Below are 26,346 nucleotides of genomic sequence, written 5' to 3' on the forward strand. Positions count from 1 at the left end.
CGGCCGGCGCCCGCGTTGGGGGGCGCCATGCTCACTGCCCCCTCTTCCTCGGTCACGCGACGCGCCATCGCGCCGTCGCGTCCCCTTTTCTTCTGCGCGCTCCTGGCGATCCTCGCGGCGGGGGGCGCCTGCGCCACGACACCGCCGCCCTCGCCGCCGCCGGCCGGCGAGGCGGCCCCGCCGGCCGCGGCGCAGGGCGCGGGCGCGCCGGCCGCGGCGCAGGGCGCGAGCGCGCCGGCCGGAGCGCCCGCGGCGCGCACCGAGATCGACGAGGGCGGGGCGGAGCTGCTCCGCGCGGAGGGCGTGGACGGCGCGTTCGTCCTGTTCGACGCCTCGAAGGGCGTGACCCACGTCGTGAACCCCGACCGGGCGGCGGCGGGGTACGTGCCCGCCTCGACGTTCAAGATCCCGAACACGCTCATCGGCCTGGAGACGGGCGTCATCCCGGACGAGCGCTTCTCCCTGAAGTGGGACGGCGTGAAGCGCGGCGTGCCCGACTGGAACCGCGATCACGATCTCGCGTCGGCGATGAAGCACTCGGTCGTCTGGTTCTACCAGGAGGTCGCGCGCCGGATCGGGCCCGAGCGCATGCAGGCGCACCTCGACGCGCTCCACTACGGCAACCGCGACATCTCGGGGGGCATCGACAGGTTCTGGCTGACCGGGGGGCTCCGCGTCTCCCCGCACGAGCAGATCGACTTCCTGCGGCGGCTCCACGCCGGCTCGCTGCCCTGCTCGGCGCGGAGCCTCGACATCCTGAAGCGGATCATCGTGCTGGAGCAGACGCCGGCCTACACGCTGCGCGGCAAGACGGGGCTGGAGTACGACGAGCGATCGACCACCGGCTGGCTGGTCGGGTACGTCGAGCGCGGGGCCGACACCTACTTCTACGCGACCGTGCTCCTCGGCAAGGGCAGCGACCACGGCCGGATCATGCCGCTACGTCGCAGCCTGACCCGGACCCTGCTCAAGCGGCACGGCGCGCTCCCCGAGGACGCCTGACGCGGGCGGCGCGCCGGCGGCCGCCTCCGCCACCGCGCCCGCCCCCCGGAGGAGCACCTCCTCCGCGAACGCGGCGACCCGCTCGGCGAAGCGGCGCGGGTCGTCGATGTGGGGGCAGTGGCCGACGCCCTCGGGCTCCTCGATCTCGGCGTGCGGCGGGAGGTGCCGCCGGTAGTACTCGAGGTTGGTGCCCGGCATCAGGCGGTCCGAGCGGCCCCAGATGAGCAGGATCGGCATCGACAGGGAGCGGAGCTGCTCGGGCGTGAAGGCGTGATCGCACCGGGCCGAGCGCGTGAAGGAGCGGATGGTCTCGTGCGAGAACATCCGCACCACGTCGTCGGCGAACAGGGGGGAGAACCAGGGCACGCGGTGGTAGAGGCGCTCGAAGAACGCGCGCGCGTCGGCCCGCGACCGCAGCTTGAACTGGCCGAGCAGCGCCTCGAGCTCGGCCGGCTCCATGCAGGCGCCAGCCGGCGACGCGAGCACCAGGGCGCGCACGCGGCTGCCAGAGCTCAGGGCGTAGTGCACGGCGACCGCGCCGCCCAGGGAGTTGCCGACGACGATGGCCGGCTCGTCGAGCTCGCGGTCGAGCAGCTCGCTCATGGCGGCGGTGAGGCACTCCGGCGTGAGGGCCGACGGCGGGGCGGCGCTCCACCCGTGTCCAGGCGCCTCCGCGGCGATGACGCGGCGGGCGCGCCGCCTGAGCCGCTGGAGCACCGGCGCGTACGGGAGCGCCGAGGAGCCGATGCCGTGGAGGAGGACGACGGTCGGGAGCGGGCCTGTGCCCACCGCGTCGTAGAGGTGCAGCCTGCACACCGACGTGTCGACCCAGCGGCTCTGCGCTCCGGTCCTGTTCAGCGCCGTCCTCGCGACGCGCTCGGCCAGCGGGAGGATGCCCATGCGCCGGACATAGCAGATCGGCGCGCGCCGCGGCGGCGCAAGCGCGCCCGATTTCCGTTGAGCTCGAACGAGATCCGCGCCACACGTCGTCCGTGCGATCGCTGCTCGCCGCTGCCGCCCTCACGCTGGTCGCGTGCTCGCGCCCCGAGCCGCCGACCCTCACCCCCGAGCTCGCCGCCGTGACCGCCATCACCGCGCAGGGCATCGATCTCCGGGTGCAAATCCAGGCGTACAACCCGAATGGCATCGATCTCTCGACGCGCTCGCTGAAGGCGAACGTGACGCTCGACGGCAAGTACGACCTGGGCACGGTCACCGTGCCTGCGCCGCTCAAGCTGCCGTCGAAGAAGTGGACGCGGCTCGATGTGCCGCTCTCGGTGAAGTGGCAAGACCTCACCAGCATCCTCGCGCTGGGGGCGCAGAGCCGCGGTGTCCCGTATCAGGTGAACGGCACCGTCTCGGTCGGCGGGGAGACGCTCAACGTGGACCTGCCGTTCCGCCTGGCGGGGACGATCACGCACGAGGAGCTCCTCAAGGCGGTGGGGAACTCGCTGCCGGGGCTCCCCCTCCCCGGCCTGCGCTGAGCGAGTGTCCGGCGGCCTGATCCCGGTGGACGGCGGCGGCGGCGCCGTCGCGCGCTGCGTGCGCTGCGGCGCCGAGGCGGCGGGGCCGTGCGCGTCGTGCCGCGCGCCCGTGTGCGGCGACTGCTGCGTGCTCACCGAGGGCGGCGCGCGGGTCTGGGCGATCTGCCTCGCGTGCGAGGATCGCGGCGGCCGCTCGCTGCGCCGGGGGTGGGCGACGGTGCTCGGGTGGATCGCGCTGCCGATCGTGGGGCTCGCGCTGCTCGTCGCGCTGCTCGAGTGGCTGCGACGGGGGTGAAGGGGTCGAGCGGCCGCGCCCCTCCACGCCGCGCCTGGCCGCGTCAGGGCGCCTGCGCCGGGGCGGCGCGCCGCCGCGGCGCGCTCGCGTACAGGATGAGGAGCTCGTACGCGAGGGTCGCCGCGGCCAGCGCCGTGATGCCCGCGGCGTCGTACGCCGGCGCGACCTCGACGACGTCCATGCCAACGACGTCCAGGCCCGCGATGCCGCGCAGGATCTCGATGGCGGTCGCGGTGCTGATGCCACCGCAGACGGGGGTGCCTGTCCCGGGCGCGAAGGCGGGATCCAGGCAGTCGATGTCGAACGTCGCGTAGACCCTGTGTCCCCCGATCACCTCCCGGACGCGCTGGATCACGGCCGCGGCGCCGTTCCGGTGGATCCACGGGGCGTCGAGGATCTGGAATCCATGCGTGTCCGGGTTCTCGGTGCGGATCCCGACCTGCACCGAGCGGCCGGGATCGACGAGGCCCTCCCGGGCGGCGACGAAGAACATCGAGCCGTGATCGATCCGCCCTTGCTCGTCCTCGCGGCTCCACGTGTCCGAGTGGGCGTCGAAGTGGAGCAGCGAGAGCGTGCCGTGCTGCTCGTGCAGGGCCCTCAGCACGGGGAGGGAGATGAAGTGGTCGCCGCCGAGCGAGAGCGGCGCGGCGCCGCCGCGGAGGATCCCGGCGATGTGCGCCTCGATGGCGGCGGGGGCCTCGAGCGGCCGGCCGTAATCCCACACGCAGTCGCCGTAATCGACGACCGCCAGCCGCTCCAGCGGGTTGAACTCGCATCCATACGGCCGGTCCCAGGTGAGGAGCGCCGACGCCTCCCGCACGGCGCGGGGGCCGAAGCGCGCGCCGGGTCGGTTGCTCGTGGCCGTGTCGAGCGGGAGCCCCGTGACCGCGACATCCACCCCCGAGAGATCGCGCGTGTACCTCCGGCGCAGGAACGACAGCGCCCCCGAGTACATCGGCTCGGACGGGACGGTGTTCAGGGACCGGGCCGTGAACGCATGATCGCCAGTGTTGTTCGCCATCGCACCTCGCAATCGCCTCCTCCCCGGAGGAGCTCCGGATGACACATATCACAGCCCGCGCGGCTGAACAGGCTCAGGCCGCGCTGCGAGGCGAGGCGATGTCGCGCCCGCATGCCGTGCGGCGGCTCACCCCGCATTCCCCTGCGCCGGACGAGCCCGGGCCACCCCGCGAGCGATGTGTCTGAGGTGCATCCGCCGCGCTCGGCGCATGCCTCATCAACCATGACGGACACGGGACGTCGCGTCCGCAAAGAGACAGCACGAGACGGATCGATCGCACGGCGGGCGACCAGTCCCCCGCCGTCCGAACAGGACACATCAACGGCTTTCAAATTCCATACAAGCCAACTTGCCACGGCACATGGCTTATGGACATGATACACAACTTGCATTGCGACACCGACCTCGGTGTTCGCGGAAACGGGGGGGGGGGGATGAGCACACGTCTCGGGCCCAAAAGGGTCCTGCTCCTGGAGTTCAACGAGATCACGTGGACGATCGTCGAGCCCATGCTCGCCACGGGAAAGCTGCCCACGTTCGCACGTCTGAGGCGAGAGGGCGCGTGGGCCTCGCCGCGAAGCGTGGATTTGCCGCCTCACATGGATCCGTGGGTCACGTGGGTCACCGTCCACACCGGCGTCGAGCGCGCCGTCCACGGAGCCACGGTCCTCGAGCAGGATCCGAGCACGATCAAGGCACCACGAACCTGGGATTACGCGGTGGACGCCGGGAAATCCGTGGGCGTGTTCGGCAGCATCAGCGCGTATCCGCCGCGGGCGGTGCCTGGGTTCATCGTCCCTGGCACGTTCGCCCCTTCGTCCGCCACGTTCCCTCGGTCGCTCGAGCCGCTGCAGGATCTGAACCGCATGCAGGTACAGATCCACCACCGGAACCGCCGGGGGCTCTCCCTCTCGGGCATGCTGTCACAGGGCATCGACGTGCTGAAGCTCGGCGTGAAGCCCTCGACCTGCGCGGCGATAGCCGCGCAGCTCGCGCGCGAGGTCGTGGAGCCCCACCAGCGCTTTCGGCGGATCGTCATTCAGCCGCTCATCAACTACGACGTCTTCGAGGCGCTCTACGCCCGCCACCGACCGGATTACGCGACATGGCACACCAACCACGCGGCGCACTACATGCACCATTACTGGCGCGCCATGGACGACTCGAAGTTCACTTCGCCCTGCCCAAAGGACGAGAAGAGGAAGTACGGGGACGCCGTCGAGATCGGCTACAAGCTCTGCGATCGCCTCCTCGCCCGAGCGATGGGGCTCGTCGACGACGACACGATCCTGGTCGTGGCGTCCAGCATGGGCCAGCAGCCCTTCGTCAACGACGAGTACCCCGAGGGGAAGATCTCGCTCAGGTTCAAGGATATCTCGAGCGTGCTGCGCCTGATGGGAGCCAGAGGGGTCACCGCGCTCACCCCGGTCATGCTCCCGCAGTGGAACGTGACGATCCCCGACGCCGTCGAGCGTGCGCGCGTGAAGGAGCTCTGGGGACGAGCTCACGTCGTCGGCAAGACGAGCCGGAGCGCCTTCATCACCACGGCGACCGGCGACGTGCTCACGGTGACGCCCGTCTGCCTGGCTGAGCCCGATCCCGACGCCCGCTATTTCTTCCCCGGTGCGCCCAGCGCACGTCCGGAAGGTTACCCCATCCATGAGCTCTTCGCGATGGACACCCCGACCACAAAGCAAGGCATGCACCACCCGACGGGGCTGCTCATGATCTGGGGCAAGGGGATCCGCGCCGGCGTGGAGATCCCGGACACGACCAACCTCGACATCGCGCCGACGCTCCTCCACCTGTTGAATATTCCGATTCCAGACATCATGCGCGGGCGCGTGCTGAGCGAGGCCTGGGATGGCCGCCCGCACCGCGGGAGGGTCGACCGGATGCCGCCTGAGCGCGTCCGCGCCGCCGCTCAGCGACCCGCCGCGCCCGCGGGAAATTGAGCCAAGCTCGCGGGCCCTGGCGGACCTGGGCGGCGCGGCGCTAGATCCGCGCCGTCTCCTCGAGCTCCTTGCCGCGCGTCTCCGGGAGGAGCCACAGGATGAGCGCCAGCGCGACCAGCGGGAAGATCGCCGTCGCGGACACGGCCGATCCCCAGCCGACCTCCTCCGCGGCGACGCCCACGAAGACCGGAGAGAGGATGTACGCGATCCGGCCGAGCAGGTTGTTGGACCAGGCGATCGCGTCGCTGCGGAGGTCGGTCGGGAACAGCTCGGTCGTGTACGCGTTCAGCACCGGCAGCACGCCGCTCGCGCCGAAGATGGCGAACACCAGCGCGGCCGTGAGCCCCGCGCGCGAGCCCAGCGAGTAGGCGCCGAGCACGCCCGCCGCCGCCAGCGCGTAGATGATCACCGCGCCCTTGCGGCGCCCCACGACGTCGAGCAGCTTGCCGGCCGCGAAGACGAGCGGCATCGACGCGAGCGCGGCGAACGTGATGCTGGCGCCCACCTCGCCGTCGCTGAACCCGCGCTCCCGGACCGCGAACGACTTCCAGAACGTGACCGCGTTCTGCGTGCAGACGTACGTGAGCCCCCAGATCACCGCGAGCTGCAGCATGCGCCCGCGGTACGGCGAGCGCAGGATGCGCCCGAGCGGCTGCGCGCCCTCGGCCGGCCGCGCCGCGGCCTGCTCTTGGAACCGCGACGTCTCGCGCAGGCCGCGCCGGGCCACCGCCATGAGGAGGAGCGGGACGCCGCCGACGAAGTAGACGCTGCGCCACCCGAGCGGCGTCGCGAGCAGCAGCGGCACGACCCCGGCGCACACGATGGATCCGAGGCTCGAGAACGCCTGGATGACGCCGATCACCATCCCGCGCCGGTCGCTCGGGTACTCCTCGGCCGCGTATACCATGCTGACCGCCCACTCGCCGATGAGGAACACGCGCGCGGCGAGCTGGCAGACGGCGAACACGATGACGTTCGGCGCGAGCCCCGTGAGCAGCGAGAAGAGCGTGTAGCCGAGGATGGTGACCGTGAGCACGCGCCGCCGGCCCCACTGGTCCGCCTTGCGCACGAGCAGGTAGGCGATCATCGTCCCCGCGTTGATGACCCCCACGAGGAGCCCCTCGTGCCTCGGCATGAGCCCCATCTCCGCGCCGAGGTTCGGGAGGATCTGCGTGAGCGCGAGGAAGTCGTAGCCCTCGAAGAACGAGGCCACGCTCAGGAACGCGAACAGCCGCCGCTGGTACGGTGTGAACGGCGTCTTCTGGACCTCGGCCTTCGCCGTCATGTCACCTGTCCTCTCCTAGCACTGCGTGCTGCGGGAAATCGAGCCGGGATGCGAGCCGCCAGGGCGAAAGGAGCGCCAGGAAACCAGCGAAACAGGACGGTGAATACCGGGACGGCTCTTCCCATCTCCTCTTGGCGGCCTTGGCACCTTGGCGGTTCTTCTGCTCATCCGGGGCGACGTCCCGCAGCAGTGCTAGCGCAGGCGCGCCGCGGCGGGAACGGTCGCCCCGCCGGAGCCCTGCGCCGGCGCGGGATCTGCGCCCCGGCCGCACGGGTTGCGCAGCAGCCCCGCGGCGCCGCCCTCGCCTCACGCGTCCCCGAGCGGCGCGGGTCACCCGCCGCCCGGCGAGCTCCTGTCGAGCCGCTCGCCGTACACTCCGTGGCACCGGGCTTGCTAACCTGCGCCGCGACCGATGAGCCAGGAGCAGGACCGCGAGGCGGAGGAGAACACACGAACGGCGCAGCCGGCCGCGGAGGGGCCCGGCCGCGGACGCGCGCGCGCCGGGCGCCGCTGGGCAGGGAGCCTGCCGCTCGCGCTCTGCGTCGCGCTCGGGGCCATCGCCGGGCTCGGCGGCTACACGTTCGTCTACGCGAAGGGGGCGTCGTACCTGGAGGACGAGCCGTCGGCGTGCGCCAATTGCCACATCATGAACGAGCAGTTCGCCGGGTGGCAGCGGTCGAGTCACCGCGCCGTGGCAGGATGCAACGATTGCCACGCGCCGCACACGTTCCTCGGCAAATATGTCACGAAGGCGACGAACGGGTTCTGGCACTCCTTCGCCTTCACCACGGGCCGGTTCCCGGACCCGATCCGGATCAACCCCGGCAACCTCCGCGTCACGGAGGAGACCTGTCGGAGCTGTCACGGCGACATCGTTCATGCGATCGACGGCGAGCACCGGGGGGCGCCCCGGCTCTCCTGCGTGCGCTGCCATGAGTCGGTGGGCCACCTGCACTGAGGCGCGCTCGCCGCGCGGAGAACGGAGACGATGACCGAGCTGAAGGACGAAGGATCGAAGGCCAGGGGCGCGCGGTTCGCGGGGCTCCGGCGCTTCCTGCCGCTCATCACGATCGGCACGGCGGTCGCGACCGTCGGGGTCGCCGCGCTGCTCGTCAACATCTTCGAGCACAAGCAGGAGGCAAAGAACCCGTTCTATCGCGTCGTCGAGCTCGACGACATGACCGAGGACCCGGCGATCTGGGGGAAGAACTTCCCCATCCAGTACGACAGCTACCGGCGCACGGTCGACCAGAAGCGCACGCGCTTCGGCGGGAGCGAGGCGGTGCCCCGCACGCCCACGCAGGCCGACCCGCGCAGCGTCGTCGCGCAGTCGAAGCTCGAGGAGGACGGGCGGCTCAAGACCCTGTGGGCCGGCTACGCCTTCGCGCACGACTTCCGCGAGGAGCGCGGGCACGCGTACATGCTCGAGGACCAGGTGTACACGGAGCGGCAGCTCGTGTCGGCGCAGCCGGGCACGTGCGTCCACTGCCACGCGTCCGTGTACGTGCCGTACAAAAAGCTCGGCGGCGGCGACCTCATCCGCGGGTGGGAGCGCATGAACCAGATGCCTTACCCCGAGGCGCGCAAGCACGTGACGCACCCCGTCTCGTGCATCGACTGCCACGATCCGCAGTCGATGCAGCTCCGGGTGACGCGGCCCGGGTTCATCGAGGGGATCCGCGCGCTGAAGGCGTCGGTGGGGGAGCAGGACTACGACGTCAACACGATGGCCACGCGCCAGGAGATGCGCTCGTACGTCTGCGGCCAGTGCCACGTGGAGTACTACTTCAAGGGTCCCGAGAAGCGCCTCGTGTACCCGTGGTCGAAGGGGATCCGGGTCGACGAGATCTACGCCTATTACGAGGAGACGGGCCACGCGGACTGGACGCACGCGGAGTCGGGCGCGAAGGTGCTGAAGGCGCAGCACCCGGAGTTCGAGATGTGGAACCAGGGTATCCACGCCCGCTCCGGCGTCGCCTGCGCGGACTGCCACATGCCGTACGAGCGGGTGGGCGCGACCAAGGTGACCAATCACCACGTCCAGAGCCCGCTCCTCAACGTCAACCGCGCGTGCCAGACGTGCCACAGGTGGCCCGAGGACGAGCTCCGGCAGCGCGTGGAGACCATCCAGGAGCGCCACCACGAGGCGCGCGACCGGGCGCTCGACGCGGTGACCGCGCTGATCGGCGAGCTCCGGCGGGCGAAGGAGGCGGGGGCGTCCGACGAGGCGCTCGCGGAGGCGCGCGCGGCCCAGCGAAAGTGCCAGTTCTTCCTCGACTTCGCGGAGGCCGAGAACTCGTCGGGCTTCCACGCGCCCCAGGAGTCGATGCGCATCCTCGCGTCGGCCATCGACACCTGCCGGGTCGGTCAGCTCGCCCTGCGCGACGGCAGGGCGGAGGCGCCCGCGGCAGGCGCGGCGGGCGCCGACTGACCAGCAGACGCCGAGCCCCCGGCCGGGCGAGCGCTCGACATCCAGCCTGACGGGCTGGACCGCGACTCACCACCTCCAGCACAACCCTTTTGTGTCCTGCCATGCACTCGAGACGATCGGCGCCGTCGCCGGGCTCATCGAGGAGATACTTCTTGGATTCTCCAGATGAGATCCGTAGGGTGGCGCAAAAAGGGAGGACGTCATGGCTGCACGCCTTCATCGTTCCATCGCTGTCGTCGCGGGGTGTGCCGTCCTCGCGCTGGGCTCGGCCTCTTGCGCCACCGGGGAGCAGGACGCGCCGGAGACCGGGCAACTTCATGTCTCGCTCGTGCGCAAGGACACGGTGGCCGCGTTTCTGAACCGGCTCGCCACACCGGATGGCCAGCTCGTCGCGACCCGCGCGCCGGTCGAGCACGCCTGGCAGAGCGTGACGCTCAAGGAAGAGCGCGGCGCCTCGCTGCACCTCGTCGAGGGGCCGCTGCCCGACGCGGCGCTCCCCGGGGAGCGCGCGCGCGTCGGCGGGTTCGCCGTCGTCGCCATCCCCACGGGCCATGACGCGCACGACTGGCTCGGCTCGCACCGCTATTACGCGGAGCCGATCGCCGAGCGCGAGGTGGCCGCGCCGCGCGCGGCCCTCGGGCAGGGCGCGCTCGCGCTGAGCGAGAGCGACACGGAGGAGGAGGAGCTCGCCGACATCACCATCGACCCAAGGTACCTCGAGGCGCGCCTCAAGGAGCTCTCCGGCGCCACGCCCGTGACCGTCGACGGCCGCACCGCCACCCTCCGGGAGCGCGGCTCCGCGAGCGGGCGCGCCCTCGCCCGCGCCTGGATGCGCCAGCAGTACGAGGGGATGGGGTTCACCGTCGAGGAGCATGCCTATAACAGCGGCTTCCGACAGGGCGTCAACCTCACCGCCGAGAAGGCCGGCGCCGACCCGTCGCGCGTCCTCATCATCTCGGCCCACTACGACACGGTCAGCAACGCTGGCGCCGACGACGACGGCTCCGGGGTCGTCTCGTCGCTCGCGGTCGCCCGCGCGCTGAAGGACGCGAAGCTCCGCGTCGGGCTCCGCGTCGTGGCCTTCGATCAGGAGGAGGCCGGCCTCGTCGGCTCGAGCGCCTACGCGCGCGCGCTCGACAGGACAGGGGAGCTGGAGCAGGTCGTCGGCGTCCTCGACCTGGAGATGACCGCCTACGACTCGAACGACGACGGGAAGTACCACGTCATCCACTGCGACGAGAACACGTCCGCCGACCTGGCCGCCATCGTCGAGTCGGCGGCGGCGCGCGCCGATCTGCGCCTGACCCGGGTGGACGCGTGCACGAACCGCAGCGACCACGCGCCGTTCTGGCGCTACGGCGTGCCGGCCGTCGCCATCTCGCAGAACTTCTTCGGCGACGACAGCAACCCCTGCTACCACAGGAGCTGCGACAAGGTCGATCGGCTCAACTGGGACTACATGCGCCGGCTCACCGAGGCCGCCGCGCATGCCGCCGCCAAGCTCACCCTCTAGAGCGAGCGGTCACGCCGGGGGCGGCCGCGCGGGCGGCATGAGCTTGCTGATCGCGGCGGCCAGCGACTGGAAGATCGAGACGCCGTGCAGATCGATCCCGAGGTCGACCATGCGCTGCGCCATCCTGGCCCCCACGCCCACGAGGCTCACGCGCGCGCCGAGCAGCCGCGTCGCCTGCGCCGTCCGCAAGAGCGACGCCGCGATCTCCGCGTCGACGAGCGGCACGCCGGTCACGTCGATCAGCACCCATCGGGCCCCCTCCCGCGCGACGCCCGCGAGCACCGCCTCCAGGATCTGCTCGGCCCGCGCCGCGTCGATCGCGCCGACCAGCGAGATGAGCAGCACGCCCGGGAGCAGCGGGATGACAGGACACCCCAGCTCCCGCACCGTGCTCGACAGCGCCAGCTCGCGGTCGTAGGCCGCCGCCAGCATGTCGCGCTCCGCGTGCACCGCGGCCTCCAGCTCGTAGCGCTCGAACGCCGCCGTGAGCAGCCGCACCCACATGGTCAGCGGCTGGAGGTTGTCCACGAAGCTCTCGGCGTACAGCCCGCCGAGCACCAGCGTCCCCCAGTCGCGCCGCGCGTTCACGATCGGGATCAGCATGAGATAGCCGCTCGGCTGGTCCGGCGAGGCCGCCTCGATCAGCTCGGGCGTCGGGAAGGCGCCCGCCGGGACCCGGACCCCGACGAGCGGCTCCAGCCCCGGCTCGCGGGCGCGCACGCTGTCGACGACGAGCTCGGGCCCGTCCGGCCCCGGGTCCGCCGCCCACAGCGCGAGGCACGCCACGCGCACGGCGGTGTGGCGCAGCCACGCCAGGCGATCGCCGAGCCACACCTCCTTCGAGGCGAGGAGCATGCTCGTATCCATGTTGGCGCGGACCAGCCGCTCGAGGCCCTCCACGCTGCGGCGCTCCCACGCCGCGAGCGCCCGCTGCTGCGAGAGGCGGGCCCGCTCGACGAAGGTCTCCACCCGGAGCGCGGCGTCCTTCGCCGGGGCGCCGGCGAGCTGGCGCGCGGCCGTCCGCTCGACCTGCCGCACCACCGCGAGGAGGACCTCGATCCTGTCGCTGTACGCGACCGCGGCGCCGAACGCGCGATCGAGCGCCCCGACGCCCGGCAGCTCCGCTCCGGAGAGCGCCGCGTCGAGGCCCCGCACGATCTCCCAGGCCTCGGGCCAGACGAGGGGCGCGTGGTCGCCCGGCGCCCGCGCCTCCCCGGCGAGCAGGGCGTTCAGCTGAAGGGCCAGGTCTCGCTGCCAGTCGCCCGTCGCCGCGACGCGCTCCGGCGCCGGCAGCGAAGGCTCGCACGCGCCGCCGCCGCAGGAGCGCCGCAGCACCAGCTCCGCAGGGACGCGGGTCACGAGCTGCTCCAGGGGGCGGCCCTCGATCCGGTCGATGAGCCGCTCGACGGCCAGGCGCCCGAGGAGCTCGGGGTTCTGCCGCATCGTGGTCAGCGGCGGATCGCAGTGCTGGGCGGCGGTGATGTCATCGAACCCCACCACGGCGATGTCCTCGGGCACGCGGTAGCCGCGCGCCTGGATCGCGTGGATGGCGCCGATCGCCATCTCGTCGTTGCCCGCCACGAGCGCGTCGCAGAACTTGCCGTCTCGCTCGAGCAGCATCCTGAAGCGCTGCTCGGTGTACGAGATCGTGCACTCGTCGAAGCTGGAGAGCAGGTTGAGATCGGCCTCGAGCGAGCGCGCGCGGAGCGCCTCCTCGAAGGACCTGGCCCGCTCGACGAAATCATCCGAGTTCGATTTGCCGATGTACGCTATCCGACGCCGGCCGAGGCGGACGAGGTGCTCGACGAGCTGATGAATCGAGCCATGGTTCTCGGCCCGGACCACCGGGAAACGCGACCCGAGCGGGGGCGCACAGAAGAGCACAGCCGGCGTCGTGTCGGACACGAGCTCCTCCAGGCCATCGGTGGTGTACATCACGACCCAGCCGGCCACCCGGCGGACCCCCACCGCGCGCTGCGCGGCGGCCCGGGGCGATCCATGGATGAAGAAGATCTGGTAACCGCGCTCCCGCGCCGCGCGGTGCATGCCAGCGAACGCCGTGGAGTTGAAGGAGTTGTCGATGAAGACCGCCGCAACCCCGATCACGCTCGATGTGCGCAGGCCGACATGCCTCTTCGTCATCCAGGTCGCGTCCTCCCCCGCACCCCGCAGGCGAGCCTATCACCGACCTCGATAGACCAACGAGACAAATTGACCACCTGCGGCGAGGACCGCTCGACCCGGCGTGCGCGCGAGCGCGAGGCCGCTCGGGAGCGCGCATGCCGGGTGCGCGCATGTGAACAAGCAAGCGGGTTGTGGGGAATCCCGCGCAGGGAGAGCGGCGGGGGGCGGGGGCGTCAGGGCTCCACGGCCTCTCCGGGCAGAGCACGTCGGGCCGCCGCGCGAGCGCCCCCCGGAGGGCGGCGGACCGCGGGCGCGATCACCCGCCCTGACGGGCGTACCCGACGGGGAGCTCCGGATCGACGCAGCCGCAGCCGCACTGGTTCGAGAACTGCTCCTCTGGCGGTGAGCACGCGAAATCGACGAGCTCGCACTCCCTCGGATCGCGCGACACGTAATACACCGCCGGGTCGCTCGCGTCCGGGCAGGGCTCGGGCTCGGGGGCGATGCAGCCGCAGCCGCACGCGTTCGAGAACTGCTCCTCTGGCGGTGAGCACGCGAAATCGACGAGCTCGCACTCCCTCGGATCGCGCGACACGTAATACACCGCCGGGTCGCTCGCGTCCGGGCAGGGCTCGGGCTCGGGGGCGATGCAGCCGCAGCCGCACGCGTTCGAGAACTGCTCCTCTCCGGGAGAGCACATGAAGTCGATGAGGTGGCACTCCTCCGGATCGCGCGACACGTAGTGAACGCCCGGGTCGCTCGGGTCCGGACAGGCCGGCTCCTCGGGACCGACGCAGCCGCAGCCGCACTCCCCCGAGAAGAGCTCCTGCGACGGCGGGCAATCGAAGTCGATCCGGGCGCAGTACGAGGGATCGCGAGAGAGATAGTGCACCTCCGGGTCGCCCGGATCCGGGCAGGTCCCGCCGGTCACGTCGGGATCGCACCCGAGCTGCCCCAGGATCGCAGACGCCGAAAGGAACCACAAAGCATGAAATCGCATGTTCGTCTCCATGTTCTTGTCGCAAGAGGGTTGCCTGGTGAGAACGCGCCTCCGCCCGGAGGCCCGCGCAGGGCCGCCAAGGAGGGGGTGTGAGCCTTCATCGCCTCAGGGCACGCCGCGCCCGAAGAGCGTCACCGCGCGCCGGGTGGCCGCGGGCGAGGACACCTCGAGGAGCAGCACCTCCTCGCGCGCGCCGGACGCGCGCGGCCGGAACGCCACGAGGACCTCGATGGGCTCCCCGGGATCGAGGACCACGGGGGCCGGCGTCCCCTGGACGACGAGCTCCTCGGCCGGCGCGCGGAGCGCGATGGCGTCGATCGCGAGCGGGGCGCCGCAGCCGTGCTCGATCCGGAGCACGCCCGTGGACGCCTCCCCGACCGCCGTGTCGGAGAGGGCGAGCTCCGGCGCGACGCGGAGGCAGTCGGCGAGCGGGCGCGGCGCGCTCTCGAGGACGCCGACCGCCACGACCCGATCCACCGGCGCGGAGCGGCGCTCGCCGCGCCGCGCCTGCAGGCGGACCTCGTCGCCCGGGGACGCCTCCAGCGAGAGGACGAAGCTCCCGTCGGCGCCGACCTCCGCGACCGCGGGCGGCGCGGTCCCGTCGAGGTTCACCGCCCAGACCGCGTCGGCGTCCCTCGCGCTCCCCGGTCCGCCGGCGAGCTCGATCGCCGGGTCGTCGCACGCGTCGCAGTACGCGCCGATCACCTCGCCGACGAGCGCCGGCGCCGCGGGCGGCTCGGGGACGGGGTTCACCCCGCACCCCGCGACGCAAGCCATCAGAAGAACCGCGATCCGGCGCATCACGCTGCCCACGCTGCCATTCTGTTCAACAGCCGTGCCAGCCCGGTCGCCCGGATCCCTGGCGACTTTCGGTCGCTTTTTTGTACCACTCTGTTCCAGTTTGTACCGATGGTACAGCACGGCATTGCGCCAGGGGCCGAGGTCGACGGCCGCTACCACGTCGTGCGGCCGCTCGGGCGCGGCGGGCTCGGCGCCGTCTTCGAGGCGCGCGATCGCCTCTTCGACCGCGATGTCGCGCTGAAGGCGCTGCGCCTCGACGCGGCGGGCGCCATCGAGGCGTTCCGGCGCGAGTTCTCGCTGCTCACGGGCTGCGCCCACCCGCGGCTCTGCCGCGCGTACGACTTCGCCCGGACCACGCACGGCGGCGCGCCGCTGACGTACACCACGGCGGAGCTCATCCGCGGCCGGACGCTCGCCGAGCACGCGCGGGGCCGCTCGTTCCGCGCGACGCTGCCCGTGCTGCTCGACGCGCTCGACGCGCTCGGCTGGCTCCACGGCGCCGGCATCGTCCACGGCGACGTGAAGCCGGAGAACGTCCTCGTGCGCGACGACGGCTCGGGCGTGCTCATCGATCTCAGCGCGGCCCGGAGGGTGCGGGGCGCGCCCGCGTCGGCCGAGGCGGGGGACCTCTCGGGCACGGCGCGGTTCCTCGCGCCCGAGCTCCGCGAGGGCGCCCCGCCGAGCGCGCGCTCCGATCTCTTCGCCGTGGGGCGGACGCTCGAGGCGCTGTTCCCGCTCCTCGCCGGGGCCCCGCCCGCCGCCGCGCAGCGGCTCGCCGAGCGGCTCACCGCCCCCGCCCCGGCGAGCCGGCCGTCGTGCGTCGACGAGGTCCTGGAGGCGCTCTCCGCCTTCGGCCTGCCGCGGCGCGCGCCCGCGGTCGTGAGCGAGCCGGGCGAGATCGTCGGCCGGGAGCGCGAGGTCCAGGCGTTCGGCGCGGCGCTCGAGGCGCTGCTCCGGGGCGAGCGCGGGCCGCGCGCCGTGGTGATCACCGGCGAGGAGGGCATCGGCAAGTCGCGCCTCTTCCGCGAGCTCACGTGGCGCGCGCAGCTCCGCGCGCCGGTCTTCGAGGGCGCGCCGCGCGGCGCGGATCCGCTGCGCGCGCTGCTCGGCCGCGCGCTCGGCCGAGGCGCGCTCGCCGCGGGCGCCTTCGCGCTGCTCGACGCCCGCGGCGAGCTCGCGCGGCCGCGCGGGGCGCTCGGCGACGAGGCGCGGCCGCGCGTCCTCGCGCTCGACGACGCCGGGCGGCTCGGCGCGCGCGACCGGGCGCTGCTCGAGGCGCTCGTGCGGGCGACCGAGCCGACCGACGCGATCCTCTGGCTCATCGCCTCCGCCGAGCCGCTCGACGTGGCCGGCGAGGCGGTCGTCGCGCTGCCGCTCGAGCCGCTCGGCGAGGTCGCGGTCCGGGTCTGGACCGCGCCGCTGGCCACGGCGGCGCGCGCGAGCGACCTCCTGCGGGCGAGCGGGGGCCGCCCGCGGGCGCTGAAGGAGCTCTGCACGGCGCTCGCCCAGCGCCGGGTGAGCGAGGCGGAGCTCGACCGGTTCGAGCGCACGACGGGCGCCCCGGAGCTCCTCCGCCGGCGCGTGGCCGCGCTCGGCCGCGACGAGGCGCGCGCCCTCGCGGCGCTCGCCGTCGCGGACCGGCTGTCGCCCGGCGACGCGGCGGCGCTCGGCGTGGCGCGGCCGGCGCTCGAGGCGCTCGAGGCCGCGGGGCTCGCCCGGCTCGACGCCGAGGGGTTCCGCCTGGGCCAGCCGGGGCAAGCGAGGGCGCTGCTCGCCGCGCTCGATCCGGGCGTCGTGCGCGCGATCGCGCGCGCCGTCGCGGATCGCCCGGGCGGCGCCGACGAGGCGCGGCTCGCCCCCGCGCTCCGCAGCGAGCGCGCGGCGGACAGGGCGCGCGCGCTCGCCCTCGCGGGCGACGCCGAGGCGGCGCGGCGCGCGCTCGTCGACGCCGAGCCGATGTTCGAGTGGGCGCCGCGCGCGTGGGTGCGCGCGGCGGACGCCGCCTGCGCGGCCGCGCCAGCGGCGCGGACGCTCGTGGCCGCCGCGTCCGCGATCGAGGCGGCCGGCGACCCGAGGCGCGCGCTATCGCTGCTCGCGCGGGCGCGGCGCGCGCGGCCGCCGCCCGGGGACCTCGCCGAGCTCTCGTACCGGGCGGCGCGCTGCTACGAGAAGCTCGGCCGCGTCGAGCGGGCGCTCCGGCAGCTCGAGCGAGCGCGCGCGCTGTCGCGCGGGGCCGGCGGCGGGCGGCTCGCGAGCCTCTCGGCGCGCTGCCTCCTGCGCCTCGGCCGCTACGCCGAGGCGCGGCGCGAGGCCGAGGGCGCGCTCGCGGCGGGCGACGGCGGCACCGCGGGCGACGGCGGCGCCCCGTCCGCCGCGGAGCTCGCCGAGACGCTGGGCCTCGCGCTCGGGTACCTGGGCGACCAGGCCGGGGCGCTCGCGAGCCTCGCGCGCGCGGTCGCGCTCTTTCCGTCGTCGGGCTCGCCGCGCGCCCGCGTCCGCGCGATGAGCTACCACGCGCTCCACGCCTACCGCGCGGGCGACGCGGCGCTCGCGGCGCGCGGGTTCCAGGGGGCGCTCGACCTGGCCGAGGCCGAGGGGCTCGGCGACCTGCTCGCCACGGCCGCGCTGAACCTGGGCACGGCGAGGCACCAGCTCGGCGACTGGGGCGCGGCGCTCTGCTGCTACGAGCGCGGGCTGCGCGCGGCGATCGCCTTCGCCAAGGAGCGGACGGAGGCGACCCTGCGCTTCAACCTCGCCAAGCTCCACGCGGACATCGGCCTCCTGGAGCGGGCCGAGCTCGGGCTCGCGCGCCTCTCCGCCGCGGCGCGGCCCGGGGGCGCGCCGCTCTCCGGGGAGCTCGCCCTGGCGGCGCTCGGGCTCGAGGCGGAGATCGCCGCCGCGCGCGGGGCGCTCGGCGAGGCGGCGCGCCTGCTCGAGCGGGCCCGCGCGGGCCACGCGGCGCGCGGCCGGCGGCGCGAGGCGTGCGAGGCGACGATCCACGCCGCGGAGGTCGCCCTCGCGGCGCGGGACCGGGCCGCGGCCGAGGGCCGGCTCGCCGAGGCCGCGGCGCTGCTCGAGGAGGTGGACGCGGCGGATCTCGCGCTGCGCCACGCGACCGCGCGCGCGGAGCTCGCGCTGTCGCTCGGCGACACGGGGGCGGCGCTGGAGGAGGTCCGGCGGGGCGCGGGCCTCGTGGCGAGGGTCTCGCAGCTCGAGCTCCACGCGCGGCACGAGGAGGTCTCGGCCGAGGCGCTCCGCCGGAGGTCGGCGGAGGCGCTCGCCGAGCGGCACCGCACGGCGGCGCTGGAGTGCTGCGAGCGGATCGCGAGCACGCTCCCCCCGGAGCTCGCCGAGGTGTTCTGGCAGAGCCCGCGGCGGGCCGCGCTCCGGGGCGGGCCCGCGCGGCGCAGCGTCGACGCCCGCATGGAGCTCGTGCTGAAGCTCCTCGAGATCAACCGGCGCCTGAGCTCGACGCTCGACACGCAGGAGGTCCTCCGCCTCGCCATGGATGCGGCCATCGAGCTGACCGGCGCCGAGCGGGGGTTCGTGATCCTCGCGCCGCCGGGCGCGGGCGCGCGGGGCAAGCTCGAGGTCGCGATCGCGCGCAACCTCGACCGCGAGCGCGTGGGCAAGAGCCAGCTCAAGTTCAGCCACGGCGTCGCCCGGCGCGTGGTCGAGCGCGGCGAGGCGGTGCTCACCGTCGACGCGCTCTCCGACGAGCGCTTCCGGCGGAGCGCGTCCGTGCACGGCCTGAGGCTGCGATCGATCGTGTGCGCGCCGATCCGCGCGCACGGCGCGGTGCTCGGCGCGGTGTACCTCGACAACCGCTTCCAGCGCGGCAAGTTCGCGGAGGGCGACGCGGATCTGCTCGGCGCCTTCGCGGACCAGATCGCGGTGGCGCTGCACAACGGCCGGCTGATGGCCGAGCTCCGGGACCGCACGCGGGCCCTGGAGGAGGAGCAGCGCCGGGTCGCGGAGCTGATGCGCTCGCAGGCGGACGAGATCGAGCGGCTCTCGCACGAGCTCGAGCGGACCCGCGCGGACGCGCGGCGCGATTTCCCGGAGATCGCGGGGCGGAGCGCCGCGATGCGCGGCGTCCTCGCCTTGATCGAGCGCGTGGCGGAGAGCGACGTGACGGTGACGGTGACGGGCGAGAGCGGCACGGGCAAGGAGCTCGTCGCGCGGGCGATCCACGCGGGCGGGCCCCGGCGGGAGGGGCCGTTCGTGGCGGTCAACTGCGCGGCGCTGCCGGAGGCGCTGCTCGAGTCGGAGCTGTTCGGCCACGTGCGGGGCGCCTTCACCGGCGCCGTCCGGGATCACGGCGGCCTGTTCCTGTCGGCGCGGGGCGGGACGCTGCTGCTCGACGAGCTCGGGGAGATGCCGGTCGCGGTGCAGGCGAAGCTGCTCCGGGCGCTGCAGGAGCGCTCGATCCGCCCCGTGGGCTCGGATCGGAGCGTCCCTGTGGCCGACGTACGGGTCGTGTGCGCGACCAACCGGGACCTGCGGGAGGAGGTCGCCCGGGGGCGGTTCCGGGAGGATCTCTACTACCGGGTCAGCGTCATCGAGATCCGCGTGCCGCCGCTGCGCGACCGGCCGGACGACATCCCGGCGATCGCGCAGGCGATCCTCGAGAAGCTGGCGGCGCGGCAGGGCCGCCCGGCGTACCGGCTGTCCCGGGGCGCGCTGCGGCGGCTCGCGGCGTACGGCTGGCCCGGCAACGTGCGGCAGCTCGAGAACGTCCTCGCGCGCGCGTGCGTGCTCGCGCCGGGGCCGGAGATCGGCCCCGCCGACGTCGAGCTGCCGGCCGCGGCGCCCGCGCCGCGGAGCCGCTCCCGGGCCGACCACAAGAAGATCGAGGAGGACCGGATCCGGGCGGCGCTGGAGCACGCCCGCTGGAACGTGAGCGAGGTGTCGCGCAGCCTCGGCATCCCGAGGACGACGCTTTACCGCAAGCTGTCGCGGTACGGGCTCTTGCGGGGGGCGTGAGGGTCAGAGACCTGTCCGCCGTCGCTGTGGACGGGCCCCGGCGCGCCTCACTCGCCCGCGCGCGCGTACCGCTCCCGCTCCGCGTCGCGCGTGCTGGCGAAGATGCGGCGCGCGTCGCTGGGACCCACACCATCGATGAAGTAGGCGGCGGCCGCCTTGCCGATCCCGAGGGTCGTGCCGTACGCGATCGCCGCGGACGCCGCGCTGCCCGCGGCTGGCACCAGCTTCACGAGCCCGCGCGCCAGCTCGCGAACGACGAAGCTCAGGCCGACGTTCACGCCGATGGCGCCGAGAAACTCCGCGGACGACTTGAGGGTCATCGTGCGGCCGGACACATAAGCGACGCTGGCGACCAGAGACACCTGCATCGACGTGATCGGGACGATGTCGCTGCCGGGGATCGGCAGGACGGCGATCGCCGCGCAGATGCCGGCGATCAGCATCGAGATGGTTCCGGCCAGCGACCGCTGCAGGTGCTTGATCTGCGAGAGGCGCACCAGCCCGACACGAGCCTCCTTGGGGAGCTCGTCCACGAGCTTTCCGACGAGCGCGTCGATCCGCCAGCGCTCGTCGGCGCGCCGGGAGCCGTCGCCGCGCCAGGACTGGTAAGACGACACGCCGAGCACGCCGATCAGCCGATCCTTGAGCAGCGCCCGATCCCGGATCTTCGCCTCCAGATGCCGCTCCACGGCGCGAACGCGCGCGAGCTTCTCCTCGACATCGCGCGCGTCCTCGCCCTCGGGGGCATGGAGCTTGACGTTCTTCGGCTCCAGCTCATCGCAGCTCGTCACCACCGCCAGCAGCGGGATCGCCGCGCCGTGCTCTTCATGAGCGGCCTTGAGGAGGTGCTCCACCTCCGACAGGTCGCCGTCGACCGCGGAGTCGACCTCTTTGGCCTTGATCAGGAACAGGACCGCATCCGGGCACTGGGCGCGCAGCTCCCTCAGGATGGATTCGCGCGGCGACGCCGCATCGTCCGGGCAGCCCGGCCGCGAGCCCTCCTGCAGGCCGCGCGTGTCGAGGATGCGGAGGCGGCCGCGCTCCGACGAGTACGCGTACCACGCGCCGCGGCCGGTCGCCGAGGTCTCGTGACCGACCACGGCGATCGGCTCCCCCATGATCGCATTGATGAGAGATGATTTTCCGCTCCCGCGGCGGCCGACCAGCGCGAACCTCGGGTCGCGTTGCTCCACCAGGAGCTGCCGAAGGGCACCTACGCGCTCGCGCACGTCGCGCGCGACGCCTCCCCCTGGGATCTTGTCGAGGAACTCTTCGAGATTACGTAGTCCCTCGGCGACCGCATCCCGAAGCTCATTCTGCTCGCCCACGAAGGCCTCCTGCGAGTAACGCCACGACGCCAGCATAGCAAGCGACCTCCGTCAAGGGACATTTCTCTTGACGGCAGCCGCGGGGCACGCTGACGCGTCAAACGAGCATGTCGCTCGCTCAGCTGCTGACGTGGAGCTGGGCAGCAGCGCGCAGCGTGCGTAAAAGGCACACGCCTCGTGAGCTACAGCGCTCACCGTGACGCTTTCCATCGGGTGCGCGCTTCACGGATCGCCTGCATGACCATGCTGGGAGACCATGGAAATGGGGACCAGGCGGGCACCGCCTCCATCAGGCGCCCGTCCTCCGAAAACCTGAGCCCCAGGTCCCCAACCCACAAATACCCCTCCTTTTCAAAAGGCTCGACAGGGTCATCCGTCGCCGCGGAAGCAGCAGCGATCACATCTTCTCGCTTCGCATCCGATCTGCAGGCCACCTTGATCACCGAAAGCGCCCCCGGATCAGCAGAAGAACCGCCATGGCGCCAACGACGCCAAGAAGAGAGGGGAAGGGCTGTCCCTCCATTTTCCCCTTCTACTTCTCTGGTCTCTTGGCGCCCTTGGCGTCATGGCGGTTCGCCTCTCGGCCCGACTTCCCGCAGTAACGATAGCGTGCTCCTCCTGCGCATCGTGGGGAGGTTGCGTAGCCGACGGACAGCGCGGGATGTCAAGCGTCCGGTAAGGCGGAAGCTGCTCGTCCTCCTCGACCAGCGGCCCAGCCGACGGCCTGTCGACACTTGAACCCGAGCGCCCGTCCCTGATACGGTCCTGGAAGAGCGGTGAGCAGACGGAACGAGAGCCAGCACGGCGCCGGGGGGGCACCTGGTCGCACATCCCGCACACACCGGGTCACGGCGCGCGCATCGCGCGCGGGCAGCGCTCGCCCGGGCAGCGCGCGCCGCGCCACGTCCTTCAGGGCGACTCGCGCGCACGCCCCCTGTGCCCCGGTCGTGAGCGGTTGATGCGCGCCGGGCTGCGCAGACGGCAGCTCCTCGCCGGGGCGGGCGCGCTCGGCCTCGGGCTCGGCGCCTTCGGGGCGGCGTGCTCGCGCGAGCCCGCCCCGCAGCCCACCCCGGCGGCGGCGACCGACGAGCGCCGCCCCCTGCGCGTCTGGTGGGCGCAGGGCTTCCTCCCCGAGGAGAACGAGGCCATCCTGACCATCCTCGATCGCTGGAAGCGCGAGGCGGGCCGCGAGGCCGACGTCCGGTTCATGCCCGTGAACGAGATGGACGCCGAGCTCTTGAGGGCGCTCGACCAGGGGAATCCCCCCGACCTCTTTCACAGCACCGTCGGCGACATGCGGATCATCCCGATCCTGGCCTGGAGAAACCAGCTCGCGGACGTGTCCGACGTCATCGCGCCGCACAAGCACGAGTTCATCCCCACGGCGCTCGAGGCGTCCTACCTGAAGAACAAGGCGACGAAGCAGCGCGGCTACTACGCCGTGCCGTTCGGCCAGCAGCTCAGCTACATCCACTACTGGCGCGATCAACTGACGCTCGTCGGGCTCGGCGATCAGCCCATCCCGAGGGGCTGGAGCGCGTACTGGCAGTTCTGGAAGGCGGCGCACGACCGGCTCCGCGCGCAGGGCAGAGACGGCATCTACGGGCTCGGCCTGTCGGTCTCCCCCATGGATGTCGACTCGTTCAACACCTTCGAGCAGTTCCTCGAGGCCCACGGCGCTGCCATCGTCGGCCCCGACGGGTCGCTGCTCCTCGACGCGCCCGGCACCCGGGACAAGATCGTCGCCGTCCTCCGGGAGTACGCCGGGTTCTACAAGGATGGCTACGTCCCGAAGGACGCGGTGGAGTGGACGAGCGCGGGCAACAACATCGGCTTCCTCGAGGGGCGTTTGCTGATGACCACCAACGGCAGCCTGTCGATCCCCCTCACGCAGAAGCTCGAGCCGAACGAGTACAACAAGGGCGCGAGGGAGCTCTATTACGACAAGATGGTCACCGCCGGCTGGCCGGACCGGCCGGACGGCGGCCCGCTCCGGATGATCGTGGGCATCAAGCAGATCGTCGCGTTCGAGCGCTCCACGAACAAGGAGGCCGCCAAGAGCTTCCTCCGGTTCTTGCTGAGCCCGGAGAACCTGAACCTGCTCCTCCGCGAGGGCGGCAAGGGGCGTTATCTCCCGGTCACGCTCAAGCTCCTGGAGGACCCCTACTGGAGCGATCCGGGAGATCCCCACCTCTCCTCGGCGCTCCGGATGGCGCTCGGGCCGACCCGCCCGGGCTACGAGGCGTACAGCGCCGCGTACACGGAGGTCCAGTTCGAGAACGTCTGGGCGAAGGCGCTCCTCAGCGTGCTGCAGGACAAGGCGTCTGCCGAGCAGGCGGCCGACTGGGCGATCGCGCACATCGAGGAGACGTTCCGGACCTGGGACTGAGGCCGCGCGCGAACGCCGCTCCTCACGAGCCCTTCGGGGCCTCGCTCCGATACGACCCGAGGAACGTCAAGATCTCCCTCACCTGAAAGCCCTGCGCGAGCCGCGTCAGCTCGTCGGCGAACGGGGCGAGCCGCGCGTCGGCGCGCGCGAGCTCGCTGGCCCGCGCGCGGATCGCGTCGACGCGCCCTCGCCCCGCGAGATCCTCGAGGGCGGCGAGCTCCTCCTCCGGCGGCGCCGCGGGGCGCGGCGCCGCGCCCCCGCCGCCCGGAGCGGGCCTGTCCGCGCGCGCCGGGGCGGTCGCGGGCCCGTCGGCCTGCTGGGCCGGCGCCCCGCGGCCCGCCGGCCCCGGAGTCCAGGTGATCCCGAGGTGCTCCTCGAGCGCCTTCAGCAGCGCGGACATCTGCACGGGCTTCGACACGAAGCCGACCGCCCCGGCCTCGAGGCTCACCCTGAGATCGCGCTCGAACGCGCTCGCGGAGGACACGAGGACAGGGATGCCTCGGCGATCGGGGGACTCGCGCAACCGCCGGATGAGCTCCAGTCCATCGACGTTGCGCATCCGCATGTCCGCGATGATGAGATCGGGCCTCGCCTCGGCCACCCGCGCGAGGGCGTCCTCGCCGTCGACCGCCTGCGCGACGGTGAACCCGAGCGGCTCGAGGAGGCTCGCCAGCAGCAGCCGGTTCTCGGGGCGATCGTCGACGACGAGGATCGTCCTCCGCGGCCCGCCATAGCCGGCGGGCACGCAGGGCTCGGCGTCGCCGGCCGAGGCGGCCCCAACGGCCGCGCGCGGCAGCTCCAGATCCACCCAGAAGGTGCTCCCCTGCCCCGGCTCGCTCTTCACGCGGATCGCGCTGCCCATGGCCTCGACGATCCTCCGGCTGATCGACAGCCCGAGCCCTGTCCCCTCCGCGTGCTGCGTGCCGTGCTCCGCTTGCTCGAACGGGAGGAAGATCTTCTGGAGGTGCGCCGGGCTGATCCCGACCCCCGTGTCCGCGACCTCGAACCGGATGCGCACGCGCGCTCCCCTCCCCGGCGCTCCCGCCTCGGGCTCCTGGCCGCGCGGCGGCGCGCTCGCGTCGTCCCCCGGCGCCCCGAGCACCGTGACGCGGAGGGTGACCGCGCCGGCGTCGGTGAACTTGATCGCGTTGCTCAGCAGGTTCATCAGGACCTGCCGCAGGCGCTTCTCGTCCGCGTGGACGCCGGCCGGGAGGTCCGCGTCCAGCTCGTGCAGGAGGCGGATGTCCTTCTGCTCCGCGCGGACGCGACAGACGTCGACGAGCTCGCGCAAAAACGAGGGGAGATGGAGCGGCGCCGGGCAGAGCTCCAGCCGCCGCGCCTCGATCTTCGCGAGATCGAGGACGTCGTTGATGAGGTGGAGCAGGTGGAAGCCCGACTGGCGGACGATGTCGACGAAGCGGCGCTCCTCCGCCCCGAGCGACCTCGAGCGCTGGAGGAGCTCGGAATAGCCGATGATCCCGTTCAGCGGCGTGCGCAGCTCATGGCTCATGTTGGCCAGGAACTCGCTCTTGGCCTTGTTGGCGAGGATGGCCGCGTCCTTCGCCTCCCGGAGCTCGACCGTCCTCTGCTCGACGCGCAGCTCGAGCTCCTCGAACGACTGCTTGAGCTGCGCGGCCATCCGGTTGAACGCCGTCGCCAGCTTGCCGATCTCGTCCTCGGTCACGACGGGCGCCGCGCGGCCCAGCTTTCCCCCGGCGAGCTCCGTCGCGGCGTCCGTGATGGCCAGGATGGGCCGCGTGATCCGGCGCGAGAGGAGGTAGACCGCGAGGAGCAGGAGCGCCGACGAGGCGAGCCCGATGAGGAGGATGGACCGGGACAGCCGGTTGGCCGGCGCGAACGCCTCCGCCTGGCTCACCTCGGCGAGGAGCGCGAGGTTCTGCTCCGGGAGCCAGCGATAGCTGCCGATGACCGGCGCCCCCCGGTGGTTGACGTAGGTGCCCTGGCCGCTGACCCTGGAGATGGCCGCGTCGATGCCGTGGCTATGGACCCCTGTGCCGCCGACCTCACCCGGCGAGTCGCTCGCCATGAGGACGTTCCTGTTGGAGACCCGGCCCACGAGGTACGTCTCGGCCGTGGCCCCGAGCCCCGTCTTCTCGCGGATGAGGGCGTCGATGCCGCCGAGGTGCAGGTCGACCACGACCGCGGCCATGCGCACGCCGCGGTGATCGAGGATCGGCGTCGCGAACGTGAGCGCCTTGTCACCGCTCGTGGTCTGATAGTAATTCGGGACGACCGAGCCCGCGCCCTCGCGCAGGAAGAACGTGCTCGGGTACCCGATCGGCCGGAACCGCCCCTCGAGCGCGCGGTCCGCCGACGAGAAGACGACGAAGCCGCCGTTCGTCGTGATGAGGACGCTCTTGATCTCCGGCATCAAGGCGACGACGCCGGAGATGTTCGCGCGCAGCCGCTCGTACGCCTCGCCCCGATCGGCGGCCTCGGCGCCCGTGAGCAGCGTGGCGAGCGGCTCCCGGATCGCCGGGAGCTGGCTGAGCAGGAGCACGTCCTTGCGCGCCACCGCGAGCCACTCCGCGAGCTCGTACTCCTTGAGCGACGTCGCGACCGTGAGCCGGCCCTCGATGGCCTTCTGGAGGGCGCCCTTCGCGAGGTGGTCCGCCGCGAACGCGACGACGCACACCGTGATGAGCGACAGCCCGGAGAAATAGCTGACGAGCTGGACCAGGAGACTGCGCTTCCAGAGCTTCTTGATCACG

Annotated in this window: 17 protein-coding genes; 9 read left to right on the forward strand and 8 right to left on the reverse strand. The window is 72.8% G+C overall.

The genetic code is table 11. The features are described 5' to 3' along the window. Positions 1–27 precede the first annotated feature (27 nt). Positions 28–1,002 (forward strand): penicillin-binding transpeptidase domain-containing protein, encoded by a 975-nt coding sequence (locus WMF31_RS29995; protein WP_436605228.1) that lies wholly within the window; start codon positions 28–30, stop codon positions 1,000–1,002. Here WMF31_RS29995 and WMF31_RS30000 read toward each other — a convergent pair. Further along, positions 940–1,902 carry an alpha/beta fold hydrolase gene (locus WMF31_RS30000; protein WP_436605229.1) on the reverse strand — a complete coding sequence of 321 codons (963 nt, stop codon included), beginning with the start codon at positions 1,900–1,902 and terminating at the stop codon, positions 940–942. The two genes, WMF31_RS29995 and WMF31_RS30000, sit on opposite strands and share 63 nt — an antisense overlap. Before the next feature lie 92 nt (positions 1,903–1,994). Here WMF31_RS30000 and WMF31_RS30005 point away from each other — a divergent pair, with 92 nt between their 5' ends. Together WMF31_RS30005 and WMF31_RS30010 are read left to right on the forward strand one after the other, a co-directional pair. Then, a complete protein-coding gene (locus tag WMF31_RS30005; protein WP_436605230.1) occupies positions 1,995–2,486 on the forward strand; it encodes an LEA type 2 family protein in 492 nt (163 codons plus the stop codon). A gap of 4 nt (positions 2,487–2,490) precedes the next feature. Continuing rightward, complete coding sequence (locus WMF31_RS30010) at positions 2,491–2,781, forward strand: hypothetical protein (RefSeq protein ID WP_436605231.1); 291 nt, start codon at positions 2,491–2,493, stop codon at positions 2,779–2,781. A 43-nt stretch (positions 2,782–2,824) separates the two neighbouring features. Here WMF31_RS30010 and speB read toward each other — a convergent pair whose 3' ends face one another. Continuing rightward, positions 2,825–3,802, reverse strand: coding sequence for an agmatinase (gene speB / locus WMF31_RS30015; protein WP_436605232.1), 978 nt, complete (start codon positions 3,800–3,802; stop codon positions 2,825–2,827). Positions 3,803–4,236: 434 nt separating this feature from the next. On the opposite strand from speB, the gene WMF31_RS30020 reads away from it, so the two are divergent. Then, entirely contained in the window at positions 4,237–5,757 is a 1,521-nt protein-coding gene (locus tag WMF31_RS30020) for a hypothetical protein (RefSeq protein WP_436605233.1), read from the forward strand. A 40-nt stretch (positions 5,758–5,797) separates the two neighbouring features. Here the strand turns inward: WMF31_RS30020 and WMF31_RS30025 are convergent, their stop codons facing one another. Further along, positions 5,798–7,042 carry an MFS transporter gene (locus WMF31_RS30025; protein ID WP_436605234.1) on the reverse strand — a complete coding sequence of 415 codons (1,245 nt, stop codon included), beginning with the start codon at positions 7,040–7,042 and terminating at the stop codon, positions 5,798–5,800. A 412-nt stretch (positions 7,043–7,454) separates the two neighbouring features. On the opposite strand from WMF31_RS30025, the gene nrfH reads away from it, so the two are divergent. From nrfH to WMF31_RS30040, 3 genes are all read left to right on the forward strand, one after another. Then, positions 7,455–8,000, forward strand: coding sequence for a cytochrome c nitrite reductase small subunit (gene nrfH / locus WMF31_RS30030; protein WP_436605235.1), 546 nt, complete (start codon positions 7,455–7,457; stop codon positions 7,998–8,000). A 30-nt stretch (positions 8,001–8,030) separates the two neighbouring features. Further along, the gene (locus tag WMF31_RS30035) at positions 8,031–9,473 is read left to right on the forward strand and encodes an ammonia-forming cytochrome c nitrite reductase subunit c552 (protein WP_436605236.1); all 1,443 of its coding nucleotides are present in this window, start codon (positions 8,031–8,033) and stop codon (positions 9,471–9,473) included. Between the two features lie 202 nt (positions 9,474–9,675). Further along, on the forward strand, positions 9,676–10,986 hold the full coding sequence (locus tag WMF31_RS30040) for a M28 family metallopeptidase (protein WP_436605237.1): 1,311 nt from the start codon (positions 9,676–9,678) through the stop codon (positions 10,984–10,986). Between the two features lie 9 nt (positions 10,987–10,995). Here the strand turns inward: WMF31_RS30040 and WMF31_RS30045 are convergent, their stop codons facing one another. The 3 genes from WMF31_RS30045 to WMF31_RS30055 all read right to left on the reverse strand — a co-directional run bounded on the left by WMF31_RS30045 (position 10,996) and on the right by WMF31_RS30055 (position 14,887). Then, positions 10,996–13,128, reverse strand: a complete 2,133-nt coding sequence (locus WMF31_RS30045) for a substrate-binding domain-containing protein (RefSeq protein WP_436605238.1) — start codon at positions 13,126–13,128, stop codon at positions 10,996–10,998. 298 nt (positions 13,129–13,426) lie between these two features. Continuing rightward, complete coding sequence (locus tag WMF31_RS30050; protein ID WP_436605239.1) at positions 13,427–14,110, reverse strand: hypothetical protein; 684 nt, start codon at positions 14,108–14,110, stop codon at positions 13,427–13,429. A 105-nt stretch (positions 14,111–14,215) separates the two neighbouring features. After that, positions 14,216–14,887, reverse strand: coding sequence for a hypothetical protein (locus WMF31_RS30055; RefSeq protein ID WP_436605240.1), 672 nt, complete (start codon positions 14,885–14,887; stop codon positions 14,216–14,218). Positions 14,888–15,019: 132 nt separating this feature from the next. Here WMF31_RS30055 and WMF31_RS30060 point away from each other — a divergent pair, with 132 nt between their 5' ends. Beyond that, positions 15,020–19,897 (forward strand): sigma 54-interacting transcriptional regulator, encoded by a 4,878-nt coding sequence (locus WMF31_RS30060; RefSeq protein WP_436605241.1) that lies wholly within the window; start codon positions 15,020–15,022, stop codon positions 19,895–19,897. A gap of 47 nt (positions 19,898–19,944) precedes the next feature. Here WMF31_RS30060 and WMF31_RS30065 read toward each other — a convergent pair whose 3' ends face one another. Beyond that, positions 19,945–21,225 (reverse strand): GTPase family protein, encoded by a 1,281-nt coding sequence (locus WMF31_RS30065; protein WP_436605242.1) that lies wholly within the window; start codon positions 21,223–21,225, stop codon positions 19,945–19,947. Positions 21,226–22,183: 958 nt separating this feature from the next. Between WMF31_RS30065 and WMF31_RS30070 the strand changes: the two genes are divergently transcribed. Continuing rightward, complete coding sequence (locus tag WMF31_RS30070; protein ID WP_436605243.1) at positions 22,184–23,614, forward strand: ABC transporter substrate-binding protein; 1,431 nt, start codon at positions 22,184–22,186, stop codon at positions 23,612–23,614. Positions 23,615–23,636: 22 nt separating this feature from the next. On the opposite strand, the gene WMF31_RS30075 is transcribed toward WMF31_RS30070, so the two are convergent. Continuing rightward, positions 23,637–26,345 (reverse strand): ATP-binding protein, encoded by a 2,709-nt coding sequence (locus tag WMF31_RS30075; protein WP_436605244.1) that lies wholly within the window; start codon positions 26,343–26,345, stop codon positions 23,637–23,639. Position 26,346 lies beyond the last annotated feature (1 nt).

Source organism: Sorangium sp. So ce1036, from assembly GCF_051369805.1.
Classification (GTDB): domain Bacteria; phylum Myxococcota_A; class Polyangia; order Polyangiales; family Polyangiaceae; genus Sorangium; species Sorangium cellulosum_F.

Bases quoted from the DNA above. Each gene is read 5' to 3' on its own strand.
- WMF31_RS29995 (WP_436605228.1), top strand. From the start codon at position 28: ATGCTCACTGCCCCCTCTTCCTCGGTCACGCGACGCGCCATCGCGCCG.
- WMF31_RS30000 (WP_436605229.1), bottom strand. From the start codon at position 1,902: ATGGGCATCCTCCCGCTGGCCGAGCGCGTCGCGAGGACGGCGCTGAAC.
- speB (WP_436605232.1), bottom strand. From the start codon at position 3,802: ATGGCGAACAACACTGGCGATCATGCGTTCACGGCCCGGTCCCTGAAC.
- WMF31_RS30020 (WP_436605233.1), top strand. From the start codon at position 4,237: ATGAGCACACGTCTCGGGCCCAAAAGGGTCCTGCTCCTGGAGTTCAAC.
- WMF31_RS30025 (WP_436605234.1), bottom strand. From the start codon at position 7,042: ATGACGGCGAAGGCCGAGGTCCAGAAGACGCCGTTCACACCGTACCAG.
- nrfH (WP_436605235.1), top strand. From the start codon at position 7,455: ATGAGCCAGGAGCAGGACCGCGAGGCGGAGGAGAACACACGAACGGCG.
- WMF31_RS30035 (WP_436605236.1), top strand. From the start codon at position 8,031: ATGACCGAGCTGAAGGACGAAGGATCGAAGGCCAGGGGCGCGCGGTTC.
- WMF31_RS30040 (WP_436605237.1), top strand. From the start codon at position 9,676: ATGGCTGCACGCCTTCATCGTTCCATCGCTGTCGTCGCGGGGTGTGCC.
- WMF31_RS30045 (WP_436605238.1), bottom strand. From the start codon at position 13,128: ATGACGAAGAGGCATGTCGGCCTGCGCACATCGAGCGTGATCGGGGTT.
- WMF31_RS30050 (WP_436605239.1), bottom strand. From the start codon at position 14,110: ATGCGATTTCATGCTTTGTGGTTCCTTTCGGCGTCTGCGATCCTGGGG.
- WMF31_RS30055 (WP_436605240.1), bottom strand. From the start codon at position 14,887: ATGGCTTGCGTCGCGGGGTGCGGGGTGAACCCCGTCCCCGAGCCGCCC.
- WMF31_RS30060 (WP_436605241.1), top strand. From the start codon at position 15,020: ATGGTACAGCACGGCATTGCGCCAGGGGCCGAGGTCGACGGCCGCTAC.
- WMF31_RS30070 (WP_436605243.1), top strand. From the start codon at position 22,184: ATGCGCGCCGGGCTGCGCAGACGGCAGCTCCTCGCCGGGGCGGGCGCG.